Here is a 20,368-nt window from a genome sequence, read left to right on the forward strand (position 1 = left end):
CTTGTCGACCTTGAAATATTTACCAAACATGTGTTGGTGTAGGTTTAATTGGCTTGTTTTAGCATGGAAAAAATGTGATTTTTGTGTTTTAAAATGCACAGTATTAATCGCTTAGTTGTTGACGTTACTCAATACCAATTATGCAAGGATAAGGTTTAAGTTTTCATACTTATAGTTAATTGAAACGACTTAAACTCTGCAAGTTAAAACAAAAATCAGTGTCACTGAGGCGTCTAAAGACGGTCGGCAAGATCAGGATAAATTATTTCAGCTTCAAGATCATTGAAAGGGAAATTGCGTGGAACGTTAAAAAAGTTATTCTCATTGAAAGCGGATAAAGTCTTGCCATTGGCTGCCCCAAGACTTTGAACTAATTTATCTATCAGTTGTTGATTAGCTTGCGGTGAAGGATGACTTTCAAGAATGGCTTTCATGACAATCAACATAATCCAGGGATCGGTGTCTTCTCTGGAAGCGTAACCCGCTTCCGCACTGGTGGTTTTGACACGAAAATGGAAGTGACCTTCTTGTAACAAGCGTTTTGTGAGTAACTCTATGTTATTTTTACCAACATCGCTACGCGGTTTCACAAAGCTAAAAAATGGTATAGAAATGCGCTGAAAATCCTGAAGAATCAATGCCTGCCAAATGTCATTAGGTAATGTGGTATAGACATGCCCAGGATCGTAGCGATTACGCATCAATTTCAGCATATCACTCGAGAATAATGAGTTAGTTCCACACACAAAAGTCAATCCTTCTAATTCTACTGGGGTTTGCAAGCGTCCGGGCATACCGGCATAGCAACCAGATGTAGGCATAGAATCTATTAATGCGAACAAACCACGAAAATCGACTACTGAAGTGATAGTGGCCTGATAGACATAAAAGGGTTTATCGTGAGTACGTAACAGATAGTCGTAAATGGCCATTTGTCGATAAATACAGCGTTTGTTTTCATTTGCAGACCAAATGCCCGTAGCAGCATAACCATTACGTTCAAGAGTTTCAGGTGACTCATTACCTCCAATTCCTATCAACAAATCGTAACCGTTTTCTTGAACTTCGCCGCGTTCCAGTTTTTCTGTTTCACGTACGAAAATAGCTCGAACATTAGGATAGTGGGAAATAAAAAATTGCCACAATGCTCGAGCACGAACAAATACCGGCAATTCTTCACCGTAAGTAAAGTATACAATCAGGTCGGGTCGTCCTGCTTGTTCAAAAGATTTACGACGCGCCAGAGTAGATGCAGATTTTTGTTGTTGTGACGTCTCTATTTCTACATGTAGGGTATCCAGGTTCTGAATCAAGCTTGCCCCTGAGTAATTTGTAGCCTCTATTGATGCTGAACTCAAAAGCTGTGGAATCTGATTACGGCTGGTTTGTACGTCCCAGGCAATAAACTCAGTAAGCGTGGAAATGAAGCATGCCGTGGAAAATGGATAGGATTGCTCACTTTCAAGAAAGTTGCTGATGCGATCAAGATAAGCACTATGCGTGGCAGCATCCATGGATGCCAAATGTTCATACATCTGAAAGTAGGTCTGGAATTGACCTATATCTATGTAGCAGTCCTTTGGTATCCAGCGTTCAATATTGGGCGCTCCACCATACACTGGAACCGTTCCGGCACGAAAACAATCCAGCAATTTTTCGGTAATATAGCCCGGTATATGCTTGGCATTTTCATAACAAATAGAAAAGCGATATTGGGATAGGGTTGCCAGTTTGTCTTGCACCTTTCCTCTGTAGCTAGGAAATAAATCACTATTCCAACCTACGCCATAAAGATCGAAAGCGTTTGGTGCGCTTGCCTGAAACCATTCGATAGTTCTAATTCGATCAGGATAGAGAGACTTAGGATGGTGAGATTGTTTGGCTCCTGCAATGATAGTAGCCAATTTACGTTGCTCAAACGCGCTCTTCAGAACCTCAAAGTCGTAGGGCGAATTATTATCAATGGCGAAATTGATCTTAACATAGCGCCGCCCATCAACATGTACATCGCTCCAGGTAAAAATTCGATCAAACTGTTTGTGATATTCAGTGTCCCAGTTGTCAGGTTTGATTACTTCACACTCATAAAGTAGTAGGTATTTTTGTATATTCGCTGCCAACAGAGCTTCAATTAATGGATGACCTGATCGAGGTCTATCCATGAAGAGCACCGCATCAAGTTCGTCAATACTATTTATTTGGTCGAGAGTCACGAAAGAAAAACCGTGTGCTTGACCATATTGGTATAAGTCTAACCATGGCTTAAGCAGATTTGCACCAATTGAAGCTTCTGTGTTGTGAAACAGGAAGCCATTGCGTGTGATTTCTTCATAATAATTCCATACGCCGACGCGGATAGGTTTGCCTGAATTGCGACCGCCAATTATGGGTGACGTAGGTGGTGTTTGGATAATCCGCGATGGCAAAACCAACCAATGACGAGGCCAGATTGGTTGTTTAACGATGCCGAATCTGACTTTTAGCTCTGCATCGTTAGGCTGAAATACCTGTTGTGGAGCAATTACCACTTTGCCAGTCTCAGTATTGAGTAGAGCAGCCCAATAAGTGAGACTATTGTAAGTCACAATATGATGTTGGCATGCCAGTATTAATCGAAAATAACTATCTTCAGTTTCTGAAGACTTACAAACAATCGTTGTAAATGCATAGTCTGATTTAAATTGTGGCTCTGACTGATCGGTGAATACGAAAAAATGTGCATTGGGAATCTGATGCAGCATTTCTTTGCAGGCATCTTCAATATAAGTGTTTGAAAATGTCGGCTGATTATATGCAGCATGACGTAAGTCAATGGCTACCGAATTATTTGCATCCATTGCGATATGTAGCTTGTTATACTCGGAACCTAAATTCGAATCTGGCTGGATATTGCTACGTAGCGTGTTTAAACTGTGTTCACTATAACGGAAGTCAGTCCAGGTACCATCGATATATATACCATCTTGGATACGTGTAAAAATTGTTGGATCAAACGATAGACTCTCTTCTTTGATAATACCATTCAATTTCGCGTTGGCTATTTCCTGATTATTTGCTATGTAATTCCCTCTAAACAAGCGACTTAAGACAGTCTGATCAATGTTGTCGTCAATAGCTGATAGCGTATCTAATTTAAGCTCGGTATTTAATAGTCTTGCACATTCACACCCAAACGCGTATTGGCTTAATTGCTGTGCAAGCGAACCCACTATTTTGACAATGATCATGTAGATTACTCAGTTTACCGACGCATTGTAAGAAAGCGGATGAATGATGGGTTTCCATTCGAAACGAAGTATACCGGGAGAGTTTTTACAACCTGCTGCTAGTTTTTGCTGTGCTAGCGCCAAATTGCGCGATAAATCCCGATTCAGATTAGTGGTGCCAAAGCCCATGTCTTCGAAGAAGTCGGTTTCGGTAAAAACAACCCGTTTACCACCATTCTTTTCCCAAACCTGAGGCATGTATAAATCTTCATAGCCGTAAAATCCGACAAAATCTTCATCATACATGCCATGAATTTTAAATTGTGCCAAATTAACTAAAAAAGTATTCGGATGATTTAATAAGGATTGGTTGACTGTGATATCAATTAATTCTTTGATGCGCATGTAATACATGGTCATAGAATCCAAAGTATTAAGACTATGCAGTACTTTTTCCATGGCTTCGAAGTAGAACTTTTGGTCTATATCAAAAAATAATGCCCATTCCCCGCTAGCATTAAAGGCCCCAAGATTACGAGCACCAGCCTGATTCCAGGGGAGATCTGTAATTACTTTAAACAATTTTAGATTGAGTTTAGTCGGTTTTATTTCAGGAATCTGTTGTGAGCAGTCATCCACTAGTACAAATTCTACCTGTGACAAGAAACTATCAGGAAGGGATTCCCAGTACTTTATTTGATCCAGTACCATTTGCGGATGATTATAGTAGTGGCTGATTATCGAAAGCTTTGCCATGATTGCGACCAATTTTTAATTTAAACAAGGGCAGCGATTAATGCATTAATCGCTGGGTTTATGTAGGCTTGTAGCACTCAATACATAGACTTTCCAAAGCTTTAAGTGGGAAATACGGCTCAACTTCAACAATATCGGGTAGATCGCTATCCTGTACCATAGTACGGCGAATGCGTTCAAAACCCGCTTGTTGTAAAACAGATTTCAACGTATCAAAGTCGTATCCCATTTTATGACCATGATTATGTAGCATGCCCATAAAAACTGCCCCGTTGGTTGGATATAAATCGGAATTGTTTTCTAAACCCAAGCGGCGATATTCATCGAAAAAAAACTGATTACCATTGATATAGTTTTTTGCCCATAGCTCCAAATCAGGAACCAGAATACGTAACAGACCACCTGGTTGCAGTACTCGGTAACAAGCGGCAATAAAATCTATCCCTTCAAGGTTACTTAAATGTTCCAGAAGGTGTGAATGATAGACTACTTCCAGGCTGTTGTCCGCTGCGGGAATGCCTTTAACCAAATCGTGATTATACAGGTAGGTATCAGCTACGCCATTGGGATTGGCATATAATGCATCTTCTCCCAGATGAGTCCACCAGCCAATATTTAAGTAGCCTTTTATGAAGATGGTTCCACATCCTAAATGGAACTTTTTAAATTGTGGAGATAGATCGGCTAACTCAGGCATTTTAGTCTCACTTTATTAATTGGTTGGCGAAGTTTTGCATTCAAAGTTTCTTAGTCATTTCGATAAACTCATGTAACTGGAGTTTAAATTCTTCTAGCGTAGGGAAATTTTGAAGCGGATAATCAACAAAAGCACCATCACTCTTAATCAGTATAAGCTCGCAACCACACAGGCGCGCTTCTTGGGCAATCATACTGAAGTCGTCATATATAAAAAGTGTTTTCACGGTACGTAGCAAGTCGGCAAGTTGTCTACGTGTTTCAGGATAACTTTTTGTGATAGCAATACAGTCTGCTGGATGCAGGCCCAAATCCTGGCCTTTGCCAACAAATACAGCGTTGACTGGCTTTTCGCAGTCGCTAGAATAGAAGAATGGCTCAATTGAGGGGACTTGCAACATGACACCGTTTGCATAGTGAGCCAATTCCTGATTGTAAGCGACTAAAACTTCACTGGGGTCATAGGTTTTTTCACCGTGTCCCAGCTTGCCGGGTACATTGAGTATATAGCGGATTACCCGTTTAGCATTCAGTAAGTTACCCGGTACCACTTCAGGATAAATGACAATATCGTTGGCAAATTGTTCAAGCGGATAGCCTTGAAACCAAGTGCAGACTATGGCATCCAGGCCAGCAAGTACAAGCCACTTTTGCAGGTCGTACAATACGCGTATGCCTGCTGAGTTATGTTGAAATGGAGGGGCCACTATTACATATCGGCGATCTTTGATGTTGAGGTCTAGTGGGGACTTGATATAGCTAAGATCGACATCAATAACATTGCTTTGTTTAGGGGCGCTGGGTAATTGCTCAATCACCTGAGTACATAATGCCTCAAAATCACGCACAAAACTGGGACTGTCAAATAATTTGCAGCTCAAGCGGTTTTCAACCAGTTGTTGCTTCATGATTTCAATGCGCTGAGGCTGTAATGCCAATTCTACCGCTTTATCTTCATAATCTTTTAAGTCGTACGTGATTAACTCTGGTAATTTAACTGCTTGTAGCAAACTTCCTGCCATGCGAGATGCAAATGTGCGTCCAGCTCTTGTTAATACCGGCAAACCTGCCCACAGTGCATCACTGGCCGTGGTGCCTGCGCCAAACGGAAATGTATCAAGAAACAGATCGGCAACCTGGAAACGGGCAAGATATTCGGAGGGGGCGACACGTTCGGCGAAGTGAATGCGTTTGGAGTCTATACCCTGTTCAAGAGCATACTTAATTAGGTTTTCTCTGACAGTGTCATTATCGGCTACCAGCCATAGAATACTATTGGGTACGCGCTTCAGGATACGTAGCCAAGCTTCAAAAACTTCAGGCGTAAGCTTGTAGGTGTTGTTGAATGAGCAAAAGACGAAACTATCTTCAGGAAGTTGACAACTTTCTCTACTAGGGCAGGGGCCAATGATACGCTGACGATCATTAATTTGGAACGTGTGTGGCATATGGAGTGGCTTTTCTGTAAAGAAAGGCTCCAGTTCCGGTGGTAACACGAAAGGATCGGATAGAACGTAATCGATCTCGGGTTGTGCTGTGGTGCCAGGAAATCCTAGCCAAGTAATTTGTACAGGCGCTGGACGATAGGCCAAAATGTTATGGCGAGTGCCAAGGGTTAGGCCATTCAAGTCAACTAAAATGTCAATTTCATGTGAACGAATGAGCTGCGCAGCCGCTTCGTCACTGAGTGTGCCAATTTTTATATGTTGATCCATACCGCTGATTACACGAGCGCGTAATGGTGAGCCATCTTCATGACTCCAGCAGAAACCAAAAACTTCAAATTTAGTACGATCATGGAGACCGTAAAGTTCTGCCGTTAGTATCGATACAGCATGCGAACAAAAATCAGAGGATAGATAGCCAATGCGTAGACGTTTATGACCATAGGATTGTTTGGATGATAGATAGCGGACACCCTTAAGTACTTTTTGCTCTACATAGCGGCTTGCGGTTTCAAGTTGCAATTTGGGATCATCAAAGGCACTTAACATAGCTAATGCCGAGGTGCCAGCAATTAAGTTTTCAGTTGGGATATTAAAAGTATTGCTAAAGACTGGCCATTTACAGAGTTTTTGGCGCAAATGTATCCAGTGTGTAATGACATTGGGTTGGTCTGGGTTTTGTTTTAGACTCTCTGTCAGCATGGCTTCTGCTTCAGGTAGTTGCTTTTGTACTTCTAAAAGCCGCCCTAAATTATTCAGTGCCTGGATGTAGAATATCAAGTCTGATGGTACATTCTGGTCGATAATAGTCAATACATTACGCCACAAATCAAGGGCTTCTTCGGGTCTCCCTAAGCGTTCCAGCAATGTGCCCAGATTTAAATTACCTTCAATGAAAGTAGGTTTTTGAGAGATTGCTGCTCGGTACGCAAGTTCGGCACCGTTATCATCGTTGCAGTTTGATAAAAGCACCGCTAGATTAAATTGTGCAATATAGGAGACTGGTGAGTCGGTGTGCTCAATCCAGAGTCTGTATAGTTGGATCGCTAAAGTAAAATGTTTAGCTTCTCCGAGTTGTTGAGCTGCATTGATAAGATCGATAAGCGATAATTTACCTTGGCTAGCTTGAGCATAGGCTTGCTCTACTACTTGAAAGAGTGTTTGCGGTGCTGTGGAAATGGATGGATTTGTATGTGACATTTATTGAAACGAGAGAAATGGAATTATTTGGGCGTGTGAGGCTGTTTATTGTTCGTTGAAAGCTTAGTTCAACGATTCAAGCCATTAGTTTATTTAGTAAGCTCGCTCATCCGAAACCAAGCTATCAAAACCCATGCAAATAAAAAATTACATTTTAGTTTTTTTCGCTTAATACCCTAAAAATATAGACCAGTTTTCTATTAATGCAAATAATATTTTAATCTCCAATTTTCAACCAAAACTTATTTCGACGCATGGTTTCAGTTACAGAATTTAGCACGATTATCAGTAAACTAGTTATCGCAGGGGAGCTAGATAAAATAAATCTGCTAATCTTATAGCTTAGAAATACTTAAGTTTTATTACCCGCAAAGTATCGGCACGAGATGAAAATAGAAACACTGATCTTGATTCCTGCCCGTAGTGGCTCAAAGGGCATTCCAGATAAAAATATTAAGCTTTTGGGGGGGAAGCCTTTGATAGCCTGGACGGCCGAAATTTTATCAAAAGCCAATTTGAAAGCCAGCTTGGCAATTTTATCCACCGATTCTGAAAAGTATGCAAAGTTAGGGCGAGATTTAGGTTTGCTTACTCCCTTTATTCGGCCTGCTGAGTATGCAGCGGATGATAGCTCCGCAGTTAGCGTTGTATTGAATGCTTTGCAATGGTTTGAAACAGAATACGGCTATATTCCTGAGCAACTGCTTTGGTTACAGCCTACTTCGCCGTTCCGTTCTGCTGAAATGATCCTGAAGGCTTTTACACTGTTAACTAAGCAACAGGCAGATGCTGTAGTTGCCTGCAAAGAAATTCACCGAAATTTAAGTACATTGTTTTATCAGGAAAATGGACATTTGAGCGCACTGAGTAAAAACACACCTATCCAAACGACACGCCAACAAATAAAACCTTTGTTGACACCCAATGGTGCATTATATTTATGTAATACGGCAGCATTTTTGAAAAACAAATCGTTTTATCCTGACCAAACTATTCCATTGATTATGAATACCGTGATGAGTCTGGATATTGATAGTGAAGAGGATTGGCTGTTAGCCGAGGCATATATTAAACAAGGTCTAGTGAAATGAATACGGTATTAGTGACTGGCGCCGATGGATTTATTGGTTCGCATTTAGTCGAAATGTTAGTCGCACAAGGTTTTAATGTCAGGGCTCTAGCTCAGTATAATTCTTTCAATTCTTGGGGATGGCTGGAAGATATAAGCTGTAAGAATGATATTGAAGTGATTTGTGGCGATATTCGTGATCCGCAATTTTGTCAAACACTCTGTCGGAATGTCAGTACTGTTTTTCATCTGGCGGCACTAATTGCCATACCTTATTCTTATCTGGCACCGGATAGTTATATTGATACCAATATAAAAGGAACTTTAAATATTTGTCAGGCTGCCAGAAACAATGGTGTGCAGCGGTTGATTCATACTTCAACCAGCGAAGTCTATGGTACAGCGCGTTATGTGCCCATTGATGAACAGCATCCTTTACAGCCCCAGTCGCCGTATAGTGCTTCAAAAATTGGTGCTGATGCCATGGCTTTAAGCTTTTATCATGCTTTTGATTTAGCTGTGACAATTGCCAGGCCTTTTAATACCTATGGCCCTAGGCAGTCTGCGAGAGCTGTTATTCCCACTATTATCACTCAGATTGCAAACGGCAAAAAACAAATACAATTGGGCGATGTTTCACCAACACGCGATTTTAATTATGTAGAAGATACTTGTAGAGGATTTATGGCTTTGGCTGCTTCAGATCTTACCATCGGAGAAACGGTCAATATTGGTTCAAATAGTGAAATTTCGGTGGGTGATACCCTGCAACTTATTAAAATCATTATGGGTAGCGACGTAGAGTTTTTGCTGGATGAACAGCGATTACGACCGGAAAAATCTGAGGTGCAACGCTTATGGTGTGATAACAGCAAGATTGCCCGTCTGACTGGCTTTATGCCACAAGTAGGTTTAGAACAAGGGTTACGTCAAACGGTGGCTTGGTTTTCTAATCAACAACACCTAAAAAAATATAAAGCGGACATTTACAATGTTTGATAGTTTTATTCAATTGGTGAGAGAAATCTATCACACAGAAGAGTTTATTCCACTACATGAGCCACGTTTTGTCGGGAATGAAAAACAATATTTATTAGATGTGGTTGATAGTACTTATGTATCGAGTGTGGGTCCTTATGTAGATCAATTTGAAGCTAAAATTGCTGAATATTGTGGTGTTAAAAGGGCAGTAGCAACAGTAAATGGAACAGCTGCTCTACATATGGCCTTATTGTTGGCAGGAGTAAAACCAGGAGAGCAAGTTATTACTCAAGCGGTAAGCTTTGTGGCAACTGCAAACGCTATTACTTATTGTGGTGCCGAGCCAGTCTTTGTTGATGTAGAGTGTAATCGTTTAGGTTTGTCACCACTGGCACTGGGCGAATTTTTAGCTGAGTTTGCTGAGTTTCGGGATGGCGCGGTCTGGAATAAACTAAATGGCAAGCGTATTGCTGCTTGTCTGCCGATGCATACTTTTGGGCATCCGTGCGATATCGAAGCTATTTTGCAGATCTGTGATCTGTATCAATTACCCGTCATTGAAGATGCTGCTGAAGCCTTGGGTAGCACCTGGCATGGAAAGCATTGCGGTAGCTTTGGACTGTTGGGGGCGTTAAGTTTTAATGGTAATAAAATTATTACCACAGGGGGCGGGGGCATGATTTTAACGAATGACGAAAAACTAGCTCAACAGGCAAAACATCTAACCACCACAGCTAAAATAGCGCATCCTTGGCAATTTATACATGATCAGTTGGGGTTTAATTATCGCTTGCCAAACTTGAATGCCGCGTTAGGTTTGGCTCAGCTTGAGCAATTGCCGGCATTTCTTGAAAATAAACGGGCCTTGGCACAACGTTATATAAATTGGGCGAGACAGAAACATGTAGAGATACTTGTCGAGCCTTTCGGTGCGCATTCAAATTATTGGCTGAATGCTTTACTATTTAAAGATAAAGTTGAATGTGATCTGTTTCTGGGTGCAAGTAATCATAATGGAATAATGACCAGACCCTTATGGGAGCTTCTATGCAACTTACCCATGTATAAACACTGTCAGACAGATGGCTTACAAAATTCGCATGCCGTGGTTGCGCGGCTAGTCAATATTCCCAGTAGTGTAGTGCAATGAAAATGGCTAGAAAAATCTGTGTGGTGACTGGGTCACGTGCGGAATATGGCTTGTTGCATTGGTTACTCAAAGCTATACAAGCAGACACTGAATTGCAATTGCAATTGTTGGTTACGGGTATGCACTTGTCATCAGAGTTTGGATTGACTTGGCAGCAGATTGTAGCGGATGGCTTTGAGATTGATCATAAAGTGGAAATGCTGCTGTCTTCGGATAGTGTAGTGGGTATCTGTAAATCTATGGGGGTTGGCCTCATAGGTGTTGCGGATGCTTTGCAAGATTTACAACCCGATATACTGGTAGTGCTTGGAGATCGTTTTGAGATATTAGTTGCTGCTCAGGCAGCGATGATACAGCGGATTCCTATTGCACATATTCATGGTGGCGAATTGACAGAAGGTGCGGTAGACGATTCGATCAGACATGCGATCAGTAAAATGTCGCATCTACATTTTACGTCCACAGAAGGTTATAAACGTCGTGTCATACAGCTAGGAGAGCAACCTCATCGGGTTTTTAATGTTGGCGCTCCAGGACTGGATAATATTTATAGGCAACCTTTACTTAACCGGTTAGAGTTGGAAAATGCGTTAGGTTTTAGCTTCGCTAAACATAATCTGTTGGTGACTTTTCATCCGGTTACTTTAGAAAATAACTCAAGCGTCGAGCAGTTTACCCAGTTATTGCAAGCATTGGATAGCTTTCAAGATGTACACATTATTTTTACCCATGCAAATGCTGATGCCGATGGACGAAGTATGTCCGTTATGATTGAAAATTATCAGAAAGCAAACCCACTTCGGGTTGCTAGTTTTGTTTCATTAGGTTCACTCAAGTATTTGTCTGTATTGAAGCAAGTAAATGCTGTGGTGGGTAATTCCTCCAGTGGTTTATTGGAGGCCCCGGCCTGCGGTGTGGCAACGGTAAATATTGGTGACCGTCAACGGGGACGAATTGCTGGAGCAAGTGTCATACATTGTCTGCCAATTGCGGAAGAAATTAGAGCGGCAATTCATACCGCTTTATCAGATGAGTTTTTAAAGCGTCTAAACTGTGTTGAAAACCCTTATGGACAAGGTGGCGCTTCAGAAAAAATTAAAGACATACTAAAACAAGTGTCTTTGCAAGACATACTAAAGAAGCATTTTTACGATGTTTCTACTACTTAAGGTGTTCAAATGAGTGTTTTTATTATTGCCGAAGCTGGGGTTAATCATAACGGTAGTCTGGAGACTGCAATGCAACTGGTCGATGTTGCAGTGGCTGCAGGAGCTGATGCCATTAAGTTTCAAACGTTTAAGGCTGATAAATTGGTCACACGTACTGCAGCAAAAGCGGATTATCAAAAACTCAACAGTGTTACCGATGAAAGTCAGCTGGTAATGTTGCAACGTTTGGAATTGAAATATGAATTCCACTTTCAGTTACGTGATTATTGTAGGTCTAAAGGTATTTTATTTTTATCTACTGCGTTTGATTTCGAAAGTTTACGTTTTCTAGTCGACGAAGTGGGTGTCGAACAATTAAAAATTCCATCGGGTGAGATTACTAATGGCCCATTTTTATTGGCGCATGCTCAAACCGGAAAAAATATTATTGTGTCTACTGGTATGGCAAATCTGTCCGAAATTGAAGCTGCACTGGGTGTGTTGGCGTTTGGTTATCTGAAAGAAGACAGGCCTTCCATAACTGCTTTTCAGGCGGCATTTAGTTCGGATGCTGGACAAAGTGTTTTAAAAAATAAAGTGACGCTGCTGCACTGTACTAGTGAATATCCTACGCCCTTGGCACATGTTAATTTACGAGCGATGGATGTTTTGCAGCAGGTTTTTGGCTTGTCGGTGGGTTATTCTGATCATACGGAAGGATTGGTGGTACCTATTGCCGCAGCAGCACGTGGTGCAAGTTTAATAGAAAAACATTTTACTTTGGATAAAAGCCAGGAAGGTCCGGATCATCGAGTCTCGTTGGAGCCGCAGGAATTAAAGCAGATGGTGGCTGGGATCCGTGCTGTCGAACAGTGTTTAGGCGTGTCGAGCAAAACGCCACAGTCAGTCGAACTTGAAAATCGAGAGGTGGCGCGTAAAAGCTTGGTAGCCGCAGAAGAAATATCTGCAGGAGAATACTTTGGAGTCAAAAATTTGGCAATAAAACGTCCTGGTACTGGATTAAGTCCAATGGAATATTGGCGTTTGCTTGGGCAAAGAAGTCAGCGTGCCTATCATGTGGATGAGATGATTGAATGAAGCCCGTGATTATTCTGGGAAGTGGTGGGCACGCAAGAGTCATACTCAATATTTTAAGTCGTCTCGGAGTGATGGTAAAAGGTTTTGTAGATCCGCATCGACCTGTCTCCAGTATTTATATGGGAATCAGTGTGTTGGGCGACGATCAATCCGTATTAAATTGTGAGACAGATCAGGTCGAATTAGTGAATGGTATTGGCTCTTTACCAAGGGATGCCAAACTTCGAAGCACCTTATTCGACTTTTTTCAGAAACGAGGTTACACATTTAAAACTGTTATTGACCCTCTTGCATTTGTAGCGGATGACGTGCGATTAGCGGCAGGTGTGCAAGTAATGGCGGGTGTCATAATTCAGACAGGCACGATAATTGCTGAGAACTCTATTGTTAACAGTGGCGTTATCGTCGAGCATGATTGTCGCATCGGTAAACATGTACACATTGCGCCTGGCGCTGTGTTAAGTGGCGAAATATTGGTTGGTGATCATGTACACATAGGTACGGGTGCCACTGTTATTCAGGGTATAGAAATAGGTGAGGGCAGTGTGATAGGTGCTGGTAGTGTAGTGACCAGATCTGTGAGCTGTCAGCAAATAGTTTTTCCGCCACGTGCACAACACCAGGATTTGTAAAAAAGGCTTTAAATATGAAACAGCATTGGCAGCAAGTATTAATCCGTGCAGAGACTACATTACGTACCACTATTGAGGTGATTGATCGAGCGGCATTGCAAATTGCTTTGGTGGTTGATGACGAAGATAAATTACTGGGTGTGGTGACTGATGGTGATATTCGTCGAGCGCTTATCCGTGGTTTATCGTTAGAACATTGTGTGAGCGAAGTAATGAATAAGCGGCCTAAATTGGCGGCTTTGCAAGATACTAAAGCACAATTGATTGCCATAATGGAAGGGCATCATTTATTTCAATTACCTGTGGTCGATGAGAATGGACGAGTGGTGCGCCTCGAGTCTTTGCAGGCATTGTATAAACAGCCGTCATTTCCTAATCCGGTTTTTTTATTAGCAGGAGGGCTGGGGACTCGCTTACGACCATTAACGGATGATTGTCCAAAACCCTTACTGGAAATTGGTGGCAAGCCCATTTTAGAAACCATTATCGAGAATTTTCTTAAATCGGGTTTTCGGGAATTTTATATCGCTGTTCATTACCGAGCACAGCAAATAAAGGATTATTTTGGTGATGGAGGGCGATGGGGTATTCGGATTAAATACATTGATGAAATCGAACCCATGGGGACTGCGGGAGCCATTGGTTTACTACCAGATAATTTACCCGATGTGCCTATCATTGTGATGAATGGCGATATTTTGACTCAGATCGACTTTTCTCGCTTATTGGCTTATCACAATGAACAACAAGCTATGGCAACACTCTGTGTTCGGCAATACGAATATCAAGTGCCTTATGGCGTGGTATCGCAGGAACAACAGCGTATAGTGAGCATTGAAGAAAAACCATTACAAAGTTGTTTGGTAAACGCAGGAATATATGTACTGGATCACAGTTTAATTAAAAGTATTGCTAAGCAAAAAAAACTGGATATGCCAACCTTGCTTAATCAGCAATTGGCTCTAGACGAGGTGGTTGCTATGTTTCCTATCAATGATTATTGGTTGGATATAGGTCGGGAAGCTGATTTTTTGCGTGCGCAGGGTGATTACAGTAATTTTTTTTAAAAGAGTGCCTAAAGTTATTTTTAAAAGGGTCGATAAATCTTTCAAGTTTTAAAATTAACTTTTTTCATTTTGACTTTTAACAAAATAACCCTTTGCAATATATAGAATGTAAAAGTGGTTGGAGGATAGTGTCATGGCAATGATAATCACAACAAACGTAGCATCTTTAAACTCACAACGTTATTTGAATCAAACTCAAAATTCGTTGCAAACTGCTATGCAGCAGTTATCTTCTGGTATGCGTATTAACTCGGCTGCAGATGATCCATCAGGTTTGGCAATTAGTGATGGTATGACTTCGCAAATTAATGGTATGACTGTTGCGGCAAGAAATGCCAATGATGGTATTTCCATGGTGCAAACCGCAGATGGTGCAATGGCTTCTCTGACATCAACTCTGCAAACCATGCGTGATCTAGCAGTGCAAGCATCTAACTTTGGTTCAGTCGGCAGCGCTAACCGTGAACAGCTATCAACTGAATTTAAACAATTGAGTAATGAACTGGGTCGTATTATTGGCAATACACAATTCAACGGCAAATCGGTTTTAAATGGTTCGTTGAGCCATGCCAATTTTCAAATTGGTGCTGATGTTGCGACTAATAACCAGATTTCGATTAATGTCGCTAATATGTTAAAAACCTCTGGTATTAGTGCTCTCGCTGTGCAAGGTGCAGGTGGAGCGGCCGGGACGATATCCATTGGTTCTGCCGCTACTTCCGTGAATACCAGAAGTACTATTTCCATGATAGACGTGGCCATTAAAAGTCTGGATACTGCGCGTGCAACCTTAGGTGCTTTGCAAAATCGGTTTACCGATACTATTTCAAATTTGCAGACATCAATTACTAACCAGTCCGCAGCTCGCTCTCGTATAGAGGATACAGATTTTGCTTCGACAACTTCTACGTTAAGTAAAGAGCAAATATTGTCTCAAGCAGGTACCGCCATGCTGGCACAAGCCAATCAGTCAAATCAGTCTGTATTGACTTTACTTAAATAGTTAATTAGGAAGGTTGTGATATAGTTGCAACCTTCCGTTTTTAAAGGTCAATGGTGAAGGTCATGAGCAGTGAAATACATAACAATTTGACGCTGTCTACCATACTACCTGTTGCGTCCGAAACTAACGTCCAAGCTAATTCTGGTTATAATTCTGGTTCCAATTCTAATGTTCAGGTGTTAAATGCTAATCCTAATAGTGTAAACACACCCTCATTAAAAACCGTTAAGGCTGCTGCAGATCAAAGTAATCAATTTCTTCAATCCAGTAATTTAAGTGTGCAATACAGTGTGGACAAGACTACCAATGAAACGGTAATTAAAGTTGTCGATGCAGGTGGTAAACTGGTGCGGCAAATTCCCTCTACTGAAATGCTGGATTTCGTTAAAAGATTGCAAGATATGGAAGATAAACAAAAAGGTACCGTTATTCAAACAAGCGCATAAGGTGATGGTTTATAGAAAAGTGATGGTTTATAGATTGGAGTTAAGATTATGACATCTATCTCATCAAGTACTACCAATCAGCAGCAGCTGGGTTCATCTATTCTGGGGGCCTTGGGTGTTGGCAATGGACTGAATATTACCAGTATCGTCAGTCAGTTGGTTGCGGCCGAAGGACAGGGAGCAAAAGCACTGATTAGTAGTCAAGCCAGTGCTATTAATACGCAATTAAGCGGAATTGGGCAACTGCAAAGTGCTTTAACGACATTTCAATCAGCTGTGACGGCACTCCAAACGAATAATAGTTTTCAGGCCGATTCTGCGAGTTCCTCTAATTCCAGTATTGTGAGTGTGACGCCAGGTACAGGTGCTGTAGCAGCCACGCACAATGTTGAGGTTGATCAGTTGGCCACTCAGCAGAGTTCAATTACCAATGCAGAATTTGCTAACTCAGCAGCGGTGGTTGGAACAGGTAGTTTAAGCTTTACTATTGGATCTGGTTCTAGCAGTTCAACATTTAATGTCAATATTGATAGTACTAACAATACACTGGCAGGTGTGGCGAATGCAATAAACAATGCAACTGGGAACACTTCTGTGCAAGCCAGTGTCATTAATGTAGATAATTCTACCCATACCGGTACAGTGTCAAAATTGGTGCTGACATCTACGAATCCTGGAACAGCCAATGCTTTTACGGTAGATGGAACAGATGCTGATGGTAATAACACTGATAGTGCCGGTCTGTCCCAATTGTTTACAAGCAATTTAACTACTCAGACAGCGGCGCAGGATTCGGTTATCAAGGTAGATGGGCAGACGGCAACGAATAGTAGTAACTCGTTGAGCAACGTGCTACCTGGATTAACACTTAATCTGCAGTCTGCATCGGTAGGCACAACTGTTCAGGTTGGGGTCAGTTTGAATACCAGTGCCATTGCTTCTTCGCTGAATAATTTTGTATCCGCCTATAATACGTTAAATTCAACCATTCAAAGTTTGCAAGCCTATGGTGGTGTGGGCGGTACCAATGGTGCTTTATTTGGAGATTCTGCACTGCAGTTTGCTGGAGATCAGATTAGAACGATTACCTCGTCAGTTGTCAGTTCAGCTACCGGTGGTTATAACTCGTTAGCTATGTTAGGAGTAACGGTTGATAGTAGTGGTAATATGGCTTTAGATACTACCAAACTTAATACCGCCTTGGCGGCTAATCCCCAGGCTGTTAATAATGTATTTAATTCATCGAACGGGGTCGCTACACGTTTGAGTTTAACGTTAATTAATTTAACTAGCTCAGGTGGGGCGATTAATTCAGAACAAAACACGTTGAATGCTCAATATACAGCTTTGGTTAGTAAACAATCGGCGGAAAATAAATATTTAGATAGTTATCAGGCTGCTTTACAGCAGGAATATGCTGCTATGCAAACCCTGGTAAGTCAATATAGTTCAACAGGATCATTTTTAACTTCCTGGATAAACAGTAGTAATGGCTCATCAAGCTCATCAAGTTCAAAAGGGTAATTTATGATTGCTACCGCAAATAGACGAGCAGCCAACCATTATGTTGATGTGCTGCATAATAGTAGTTTAGGGGAAGACTCACCGCATAGGTTAATACAAATGCTTATGGAGGGTTTTTTAGTTCGAATTAATTCGGCGAAAGGTGCCATGTTACATGGTGAAATTGAAGCGAAAAGTCGCTATATTTCTAATGCGATGGGTATTGTAGGTGGATTAATTGATGGCTTAGATATGGAGCATGGTGGAGAATTATCTGCGAACCTATACAGTTTATATGAATACATTAATTTTAGGTTATTAGAAGCAAATAGTAAAAATAGTGTAGAAATTCTTGATGAAGTTGCTGGTTTGCTGCGCAATATTAAAGAAGCATGGGATGCGATTGGTTGATAAAGTGTGAGTGTAGTGATGATAAAAAATTTGAAACATGAAAGAATTTAGTGAGCAAATTGCTATTTGCCTAGAAAATTCCGAATGGGAAAGGCTTTCTGAAGTTTTATCTGCTCGGCAAACTTATCTGGAGAAAATTCTAGAGCAAGCTGAGAATGAGGTTGATCGTGAGTCCTTACGCGAGTTAGTCGAGAGTGTTTTGGAAGAAGATAAGATTTCTTTGTCATTAATCCAGGCACAACAACAGAAATTAATCGAATTGCATGGATTGATGGATCAAGGCATGCGGGCGATTAAAGCCTATAGTAAGCTTTAAAGCCAGGGTTATTGTTAGGCAAATTTTGACAGTATCCTGAAACTGATCGTTGATCAAAGGCTAAGCAGCTAGTCAGGATTATATCGATGCAGCCAGTCTGGCCAGCATCAAATCAAAGGCTTCCTTGATTTTGTGAATATATGGGTTCTTATAAGCGAAAATCTCATTCTTTTCGGAATGAACGCGCATAGTGGCATTGGCTTCAAAAATTAACACATTCTCGTTTTTATCAATCGAACAGTCAATACCAAAATAATCAAGTCCTGTTGAAATAGCTAAACTTTTAAGCGCAATCTGTTGTGCTTGACTGAATACCAACTCTGGATTATTAAGAAATGCTTCTTCCTCTTTGCGCATCCACTCTTGGTTGCTCATGTCGGTGCGAAAATAATGCACTAGCCATTCATTATGAATGGCTAGATGATACGGAAGCAGTTCGCCATTAACGTAAATTAGTCGATATTTGCGAAAAAAACCATCTACTGATTGGTAGTCTGCATATTCTGATACGTAATAGTTTAGTTCAGGGCGCTGGGAAACAAAGTTGATAATGCTGGTACAGTCAGTAAACTTGTCACAATCGTCACCACCGTGACCACCGGCTAAACGTACCAATACTGGCATGGTTAACTCTGCCAGATTGTTGTTAGTCGCATACTCAAGCAAAGTAGTACCTTTAAAAAGTTTGGTCTTAGGTGCCTTGCATAGAGGTATAGAATCGATAAGTTTCGACATTGATTCGCGATCAGTATTCATGATCAGGCGCGGATGATTCACAATCGGGCGTTTAATTCGATCTGCAATATCAATTACAAACGGAAATAAGTCTTTGCCATTATCAGCATCGGAGATCAGGTTAATCACCACATCGCCATTGGCGCGGAGGAAATCGAAGTTTTGCGGATCATCTTCGATAAGGCAGTAAAAATTGCTATTATAAACTGCGTTGCTAAGTAAGTAATCTAAGGGAGTGCTACCGGCAATGGGTGAGTCAAGTAGTAAAACTGAAAAATCGGCTTTTGCTTTTTTGGCTGGTCGGGTGGCAAGTGGGCGTAATTCTTTGGCACGGCGGAACATTGTCCAGCCTTTGTCTGTTTGATCGGTGTGTATCAGTAAATTGCCTAAGGCTATACAAGTATCAGCATTATTAGGATTTAGCTCAAAGGCGCGATTTAAACAGTAGGTGGCAACATCATTTTTGCCGTCAACATTACTGAGCAGAGAGCCCAGTGCTTGTAAAGGCATTTCTGCGTTTGGGTTTAGAGCAATAGCCTTTAAATAACTGTTTTGTGCTTCGTCCATTAGCTCAAGGTTTTGTTGTGTCACACCTAAATTGAACCAGGCGTCAAAGTAATTTGGATTGATCTCTAAGGCCTTTTGAAAGCAGGATAAAGCTTGATTAAGCTGACCGAGATCTCGATGTATGCAACCGAGATTGTTGTGAGAATTGGCAGAATTGGGATTAATTTTTAATGCTTTTCTACAGTGCTCTTCAGCTTCTGTGAGTCGACTTTGATTCATTAGCAGAATTGCCAGATTGTTATGAGCTTCAGCAAATTTTGGATTGTGCTTAAGCGAACTACGATAACTGGCTTCAGCCTCTTCACTGCGATTAAGACTCTCAAAAATATGTCCTAGGTCGTTGTGTATATCGGCATCAACGGGGGCTAGTTTTAAGGCTTGAGATAAAGGCGTAATAGCCTCTGATAAATTGCCCTGCATTAATAATGCTTTACCCAACGCTTTCCAGGCTAACAATGTCGTTGGATAAGATTCAGCCATTATTCTGGCTTTTAACTCTAAGCCTTGCCAGTTAGCAATGGTGAACAATTCTATCAATTCGTTTTGCTCAGATGCTGGAGCAGAATGGATATTATGAGAAAATTTTGTTGGAACGGGTCGAGTCTTATGGCGCATATAATTTGGGCTTATATTTATTAACTGTTTGTTAGATGAATACAATCTTCCAAACGCATGAATTGATATTACATTAAAAAATCAGGTGATACCAGTTAATAATGAGACGGTCGTCACAAAATTAACAGCTTATAGGTTATTGAAATTATTTTAATTTTTTGCAATCAATATAGCTGGTGTTGATGTATTGTTACTGCTAACAAAATCAAAATAGGCAAACATTTAATCTCCACTGTATAGCCGAATAGTAATGGACAATAATAAAAGAGCTTAGGCTCTAAAAAATAAGTGACAGTGGTCTATACTATTACTAGCATGAGAAAA

At 41.0% G+C, this 20,368-nt stretch carries 17 protein-coding genes; 12 read left to right on the forward strand and 5 right to left on the reverse strand.

Annotated features, from left to right (window positions below):
- Positions 1-233: 233 nt before the first annotated feature.
- Genes ABH008_RS04885 through ABH008_RS04900 form a run of 4 tightly spaced genes read right to left on the reverse strand, consistent with a single transcriptional unit; the run spans position 234 to position 7,303 of the window.
- Positions 234-3,227, reverse strand: coding sequence for a glycosyltransferase family 10 (locus ABH008_RS04885; protein ID WP_347988731.1), 2,994 nt, complete (start codon positions 3,225-3,227; stop codon positions 234-236).
- Positions 3,228-3,236: 9 nt separating this feature from the next.
- A complete protein-coding gene (locus ABH008_RS04890) occupies positions 3,237-3,962 on the reverse strand; it encodes a glycosyltransferase family A protein (RefSeq protein ID WP_347988732.1) in 726 nt (241 codons plus the stop codon).
- Between the two features lie 58 nt (positions 3,963-4,020).
- Positions 4,021-4,659: a methyltransferase domain-containing protein gene (locus tag ABH008_RS04895; RefSeq protein WP_347988733.1), complete on the reverse strand. Its 639-nt coding sequence runs from the start codon at positions 4,657-4,659 to the stop codon at positions 4,021-4,023.
- Positions 4,660-4,699: 40 nt separating this feature from the next.
- Positions 4,700-7,303 (reverse strand): tetratricopeptide repeat protein, encoded by a 2,604-nt coding sequence (locus ABH008_RS04900; RefSeq protein WP_347988734.1) that lies wholly within the window; start codon positions 7,301-7,303, stop codon positions 4,700-4,702.
- Positions 7,304-7,689: 386 nt separating this feature from the next.
- On the opposite strand from ABH008_RS04900, the gene ABH008_RS04905 reads away from it, so the two are divergent.
- From ABH008_RS04905 to ABH008_RS04960, 12 genes are all read left to right on the forward strand, one after another.
- Entirely contained in the window at positions 7,690-8,394 is a 705-nt protein-coding gene (locus ABH008_RS04905) for an acylneuraminate cytidylyltransferase family protein (RefSeq protein WP_347988735.1), read from the forward strand.
- A complete protein-coding gene (locus ABH008_RS04910) occupies positions 8,391-9,371 on the forward strand; it encodes an NAD-dependent 4,6-dehydratase LegB (RefSeq protein ID WP_347988736.1) in 981 nt (326 codons plus the stop codon). The genes ABH008_RS04905 and ABH008_RS04910 overlap by 4 nt, the downstream gene beginning before the upstream one ends.
- The gene (locus ABH008_RS04915; RefSeq protein WP_347988737.1) at positions 9,364-10,503 is read left to right on the forward strand and encodes a LegC family aminotransferase; all 1,140 of its coding nucleotides are present in this window, start codon (positions 9,364-9,366) and stop codon (positions 10,501-10,503) included. Before ABH008_RS04910 ends, ABH008_RS04915 begins: the two co-directional genes overlap by 8 nt.
- A gap of 2 nt (positions 10,504-10,505) precedes the next feature.
- Positions 10,506-11,672 (forward strand): UDP-N-acetylglucosamine 2-epimerase, encoded by a 1,167-nt coding sequence (gene neuC, locus ABH008_RS04920; RefSeq protein ID WP_347988738.1) that lies wholly within the window; start codon positions 10,506-10,508, stop codon positions 11,670-11,672.
- A gap of 9 nt (positions 11,673-11,681) precedes the next feature.
- On the forward strand, positions 11,682-12,749 hold the full coding sequence (neuB, locus tag ABH008_RS04925) for an N-acetylneuraminate synthase (RefSeq protein ID WP_347988739.1): 1,068 nt from the start codon (positions 11,682-11,684) through the stop codon (positions 12,747-12,749).
- Positions 12,746-13,381 (forward strand): acetyltransferase, encoded by a 636-nt coding sequence (locus tag ABH008_RS04930; protein ID WP_347988740.1) that lies wholly within the window; start codon positions 12,746-12,748, stop codon positions 13,379-13,381. Before neuB ends, ABH008_RS04930 begins: the two co-directional genes overlap by 4 nt.
- A gap of 14 nt (positions 13,382-13,395) precedes the next feature.
- Entirely contained in the window at positions 13,396-14,448 is a 1,053-nt protein-coding gene (locus ABH008_RS04935) for a nucleotidyltransferase family protein (RefSeq protein WP_347988741.1), read from the forward strand.
- A 133-nt stretch (positions 14,449-14,581) separates the two neighbouring features.
- Complete coding sequence (locus tag ABH008_RS04940; RefSeq protein ID WP_347988742.1) at positions 14,582-15,451, forward strand: flagellin; 870 nt, start codon at positions 14,582-14,584, stop codon at positions 15,449-15,451.
- Between the two features lie 62 nt (positions 15,452-15,513).
- On the forward strand, positions 15,514-15,897 hold the full coding sequence (locus tag ABH008_RS04945) for a flagellar protein FlaG (protein WP_347988743.1): 384 nt from the start codon (positions 15,514-15,516) through the stop codon (positions 15,895-15,897).
- 48 nt (positions 15,898-15,945) lie between these two features.
- A complete protein-coding gene (fliD, locus tag ABH008_RS04950; protein WP_347988744.1) occupies positions 15,946-17,421 on the forward strand; it encodes a flagellar filament capping protein FliD in 1,476 nt (491 codons plus the stop codon).
- Positions 17,422-17,424: 3 nt separating this feature from the next.
- A complete protein-coding gene (gene fliS / locus ABH008_RS04955) occupies positions 17,425-17,811 on the forward strand; it encodes a flagellar export chaperone FliS (RefSeq protein ID WP_347988745.1) in 387 nt (128 codons plus the stop codon).
- Positions 17,812-17,848: 37 nt separating this feature from the next.
- Entirely contained in the window at positions 17,849-18,127 is a 279-nt protein-coding gene (locus ABH008_RS04960; RefSeq protein ID WP_347988746.1) for a flagellar protein FliT, read from the forward strand.
- Positions 18,128-18,205: 78 nt separating this feature from the next.
- Here ABH008_RS04960 and ABH008_RS04965 read toward each other — a convergent pair whose 3' ends face one another.
- Complete coding sequence (locus tag ABH008_RS04965; protein WP_347988747.1) at positions 18,206-20,044, reverse strand: tetratricopeptide repeat protein; 1,839 nt, start codon at positions 20,042-20,044, stop codon at positions 18,206-18,208.
- Positions 20,045-20,368 lie beyond the last annotated feature (324 nt).

The organism is Methylomonas sp. AM2-LC, assembly GCF_039904985.1.
In the GTDB taxonomy this organism is placed as follows: domain Bacteria; phylum Pseudomonadota; class Gammaproteobacteria; order Methylococcales; family Methylomonadaceae; genus Methylomonas.

What these genes read in the sequence shown, in the direction of transcription:
- ABH008_RS04885 (WP_347988731.1), bottom strand. Translation starts at nt 3,227, where the DNA reads ATGATCATTGTCAAAATAGTGGGTTCGCTTGCACAGCAATTAAGCCAA.
- ABH008_RS04890 (WP_347988732.1), bottom strand. Translation starts at nt 3,962, where the DNA reads ATGGCAAAGCTTTCGATAATCAGCCACTACTATAATCATCCGCAAATG.
- ABH008_RS04895 (WP_347988733.1), bottom strand. Translation starts at nt 4,659, where the DNA reads ATGCCTGAGTTAGCCGATCTATCTCCACAATTTAAAAAGTTCCATTTA.
- ABH008_RS04900 (WP_347988734.1), bottom strand. Translation starts at nt 7,303, where the DNA reads ATGTCACATACAAATCCATCCATTTCCACAGCACCGCAAACACTCTTT.
- ABH008_RS04905 (WP_347988735.1), top strand. Translation starts at nt 7,690, where the DNA reads ATGAAAATAGAAACACTGATCTTGATTCCTGCCCGTAGTGGCTCAAAG.
- ABH008_RS04910 (WP_347988736.1), top strand. Translation starts at nt 8,391, where the DNA reads ATGAATACGGTATTAGTGACTGGCGCCGATGGATTTATTGGTTCGCAT.
- ABH008_RS04915 (WP_347988737.1), top strand. Translation starts at nt 9,364, where the DNA reads ATGTTTGATAGTTTTATTCAATTGGTGAGAGAAATCTATCACACAGAA.
- neuC (WP_347988738.1), top strand. Translation starts at nt 10,506, where the DNA reads ATGGCTAGAAAAATCTGTGTGGTGACTGGGTCACGTGCGGAATATGGC.
- neuB (WP_347988739.1), top strand. Translation starts at nt 11,682, where the DNA reads ATGAGTGTTTTTATTATTGCCGAAGCTGGGGTTAATCATAACGGTAGT.
- ABH008_RS04930 (WP_347988740.1), top strand. Translation starts at nt 12,746, where the DNA reads ATGAAGCCCGTGATTATTCTGGGAAGTGGTGGGCACGCAAGAGTCATA.
- ABH008_RS04935 (WP_347988741.1), top strand. Translation starts at nt 13,396, where the DNA reads ATGAAACAGCATTGGCAGCAAGTATTAATCCGTGCAGAGACTACATTA.
- ABH008_RS04940 (WP_347988742.1), top strand. Translation starts at nt 14,582, where the DNA reads ATGGCAATGATAATCACAACAAACGTAGCATCTTTAAACTCACAACGT.
- ABH008_RS04945 (WP_347988743.1), top strand. Translation starts at nt 15,514, where the DNA reads ATGAGCAGTGAAATACATAACAATTTGACGCTGTCTACCATACTACCT.
- fliD (WP_347988744.1), top strand. Translation starts at nt 15,946, where the DNA reads ATGACATCTATCTCATCAAGTACTACCAATCAGCAGCAGCTGGGTTCA.
- fliS (WP_347988745.1), top strand. Translation starts at nt 17,425, where the DNA reads ATGATTGCTACCGCAAATAGACGAGCAGCCAACCATTATGTTGATGTG.
- ABH008_RS04960 (WP_347988746.1), top strand. Translation starts at nt 17,849, where the DNA reads ATGAAAGAATTTAGTGAGCAAATTGCTATTTGCCTAGAAAATTCCGAA.
- ABH008_RS04965 (WP_347988747.1), bottom strand. Translation starts at nt 20,044, where the DNA reads ATGCGCCATAAGACTCGACCCGTTCCAACAAAATTTTCTCATAATATC.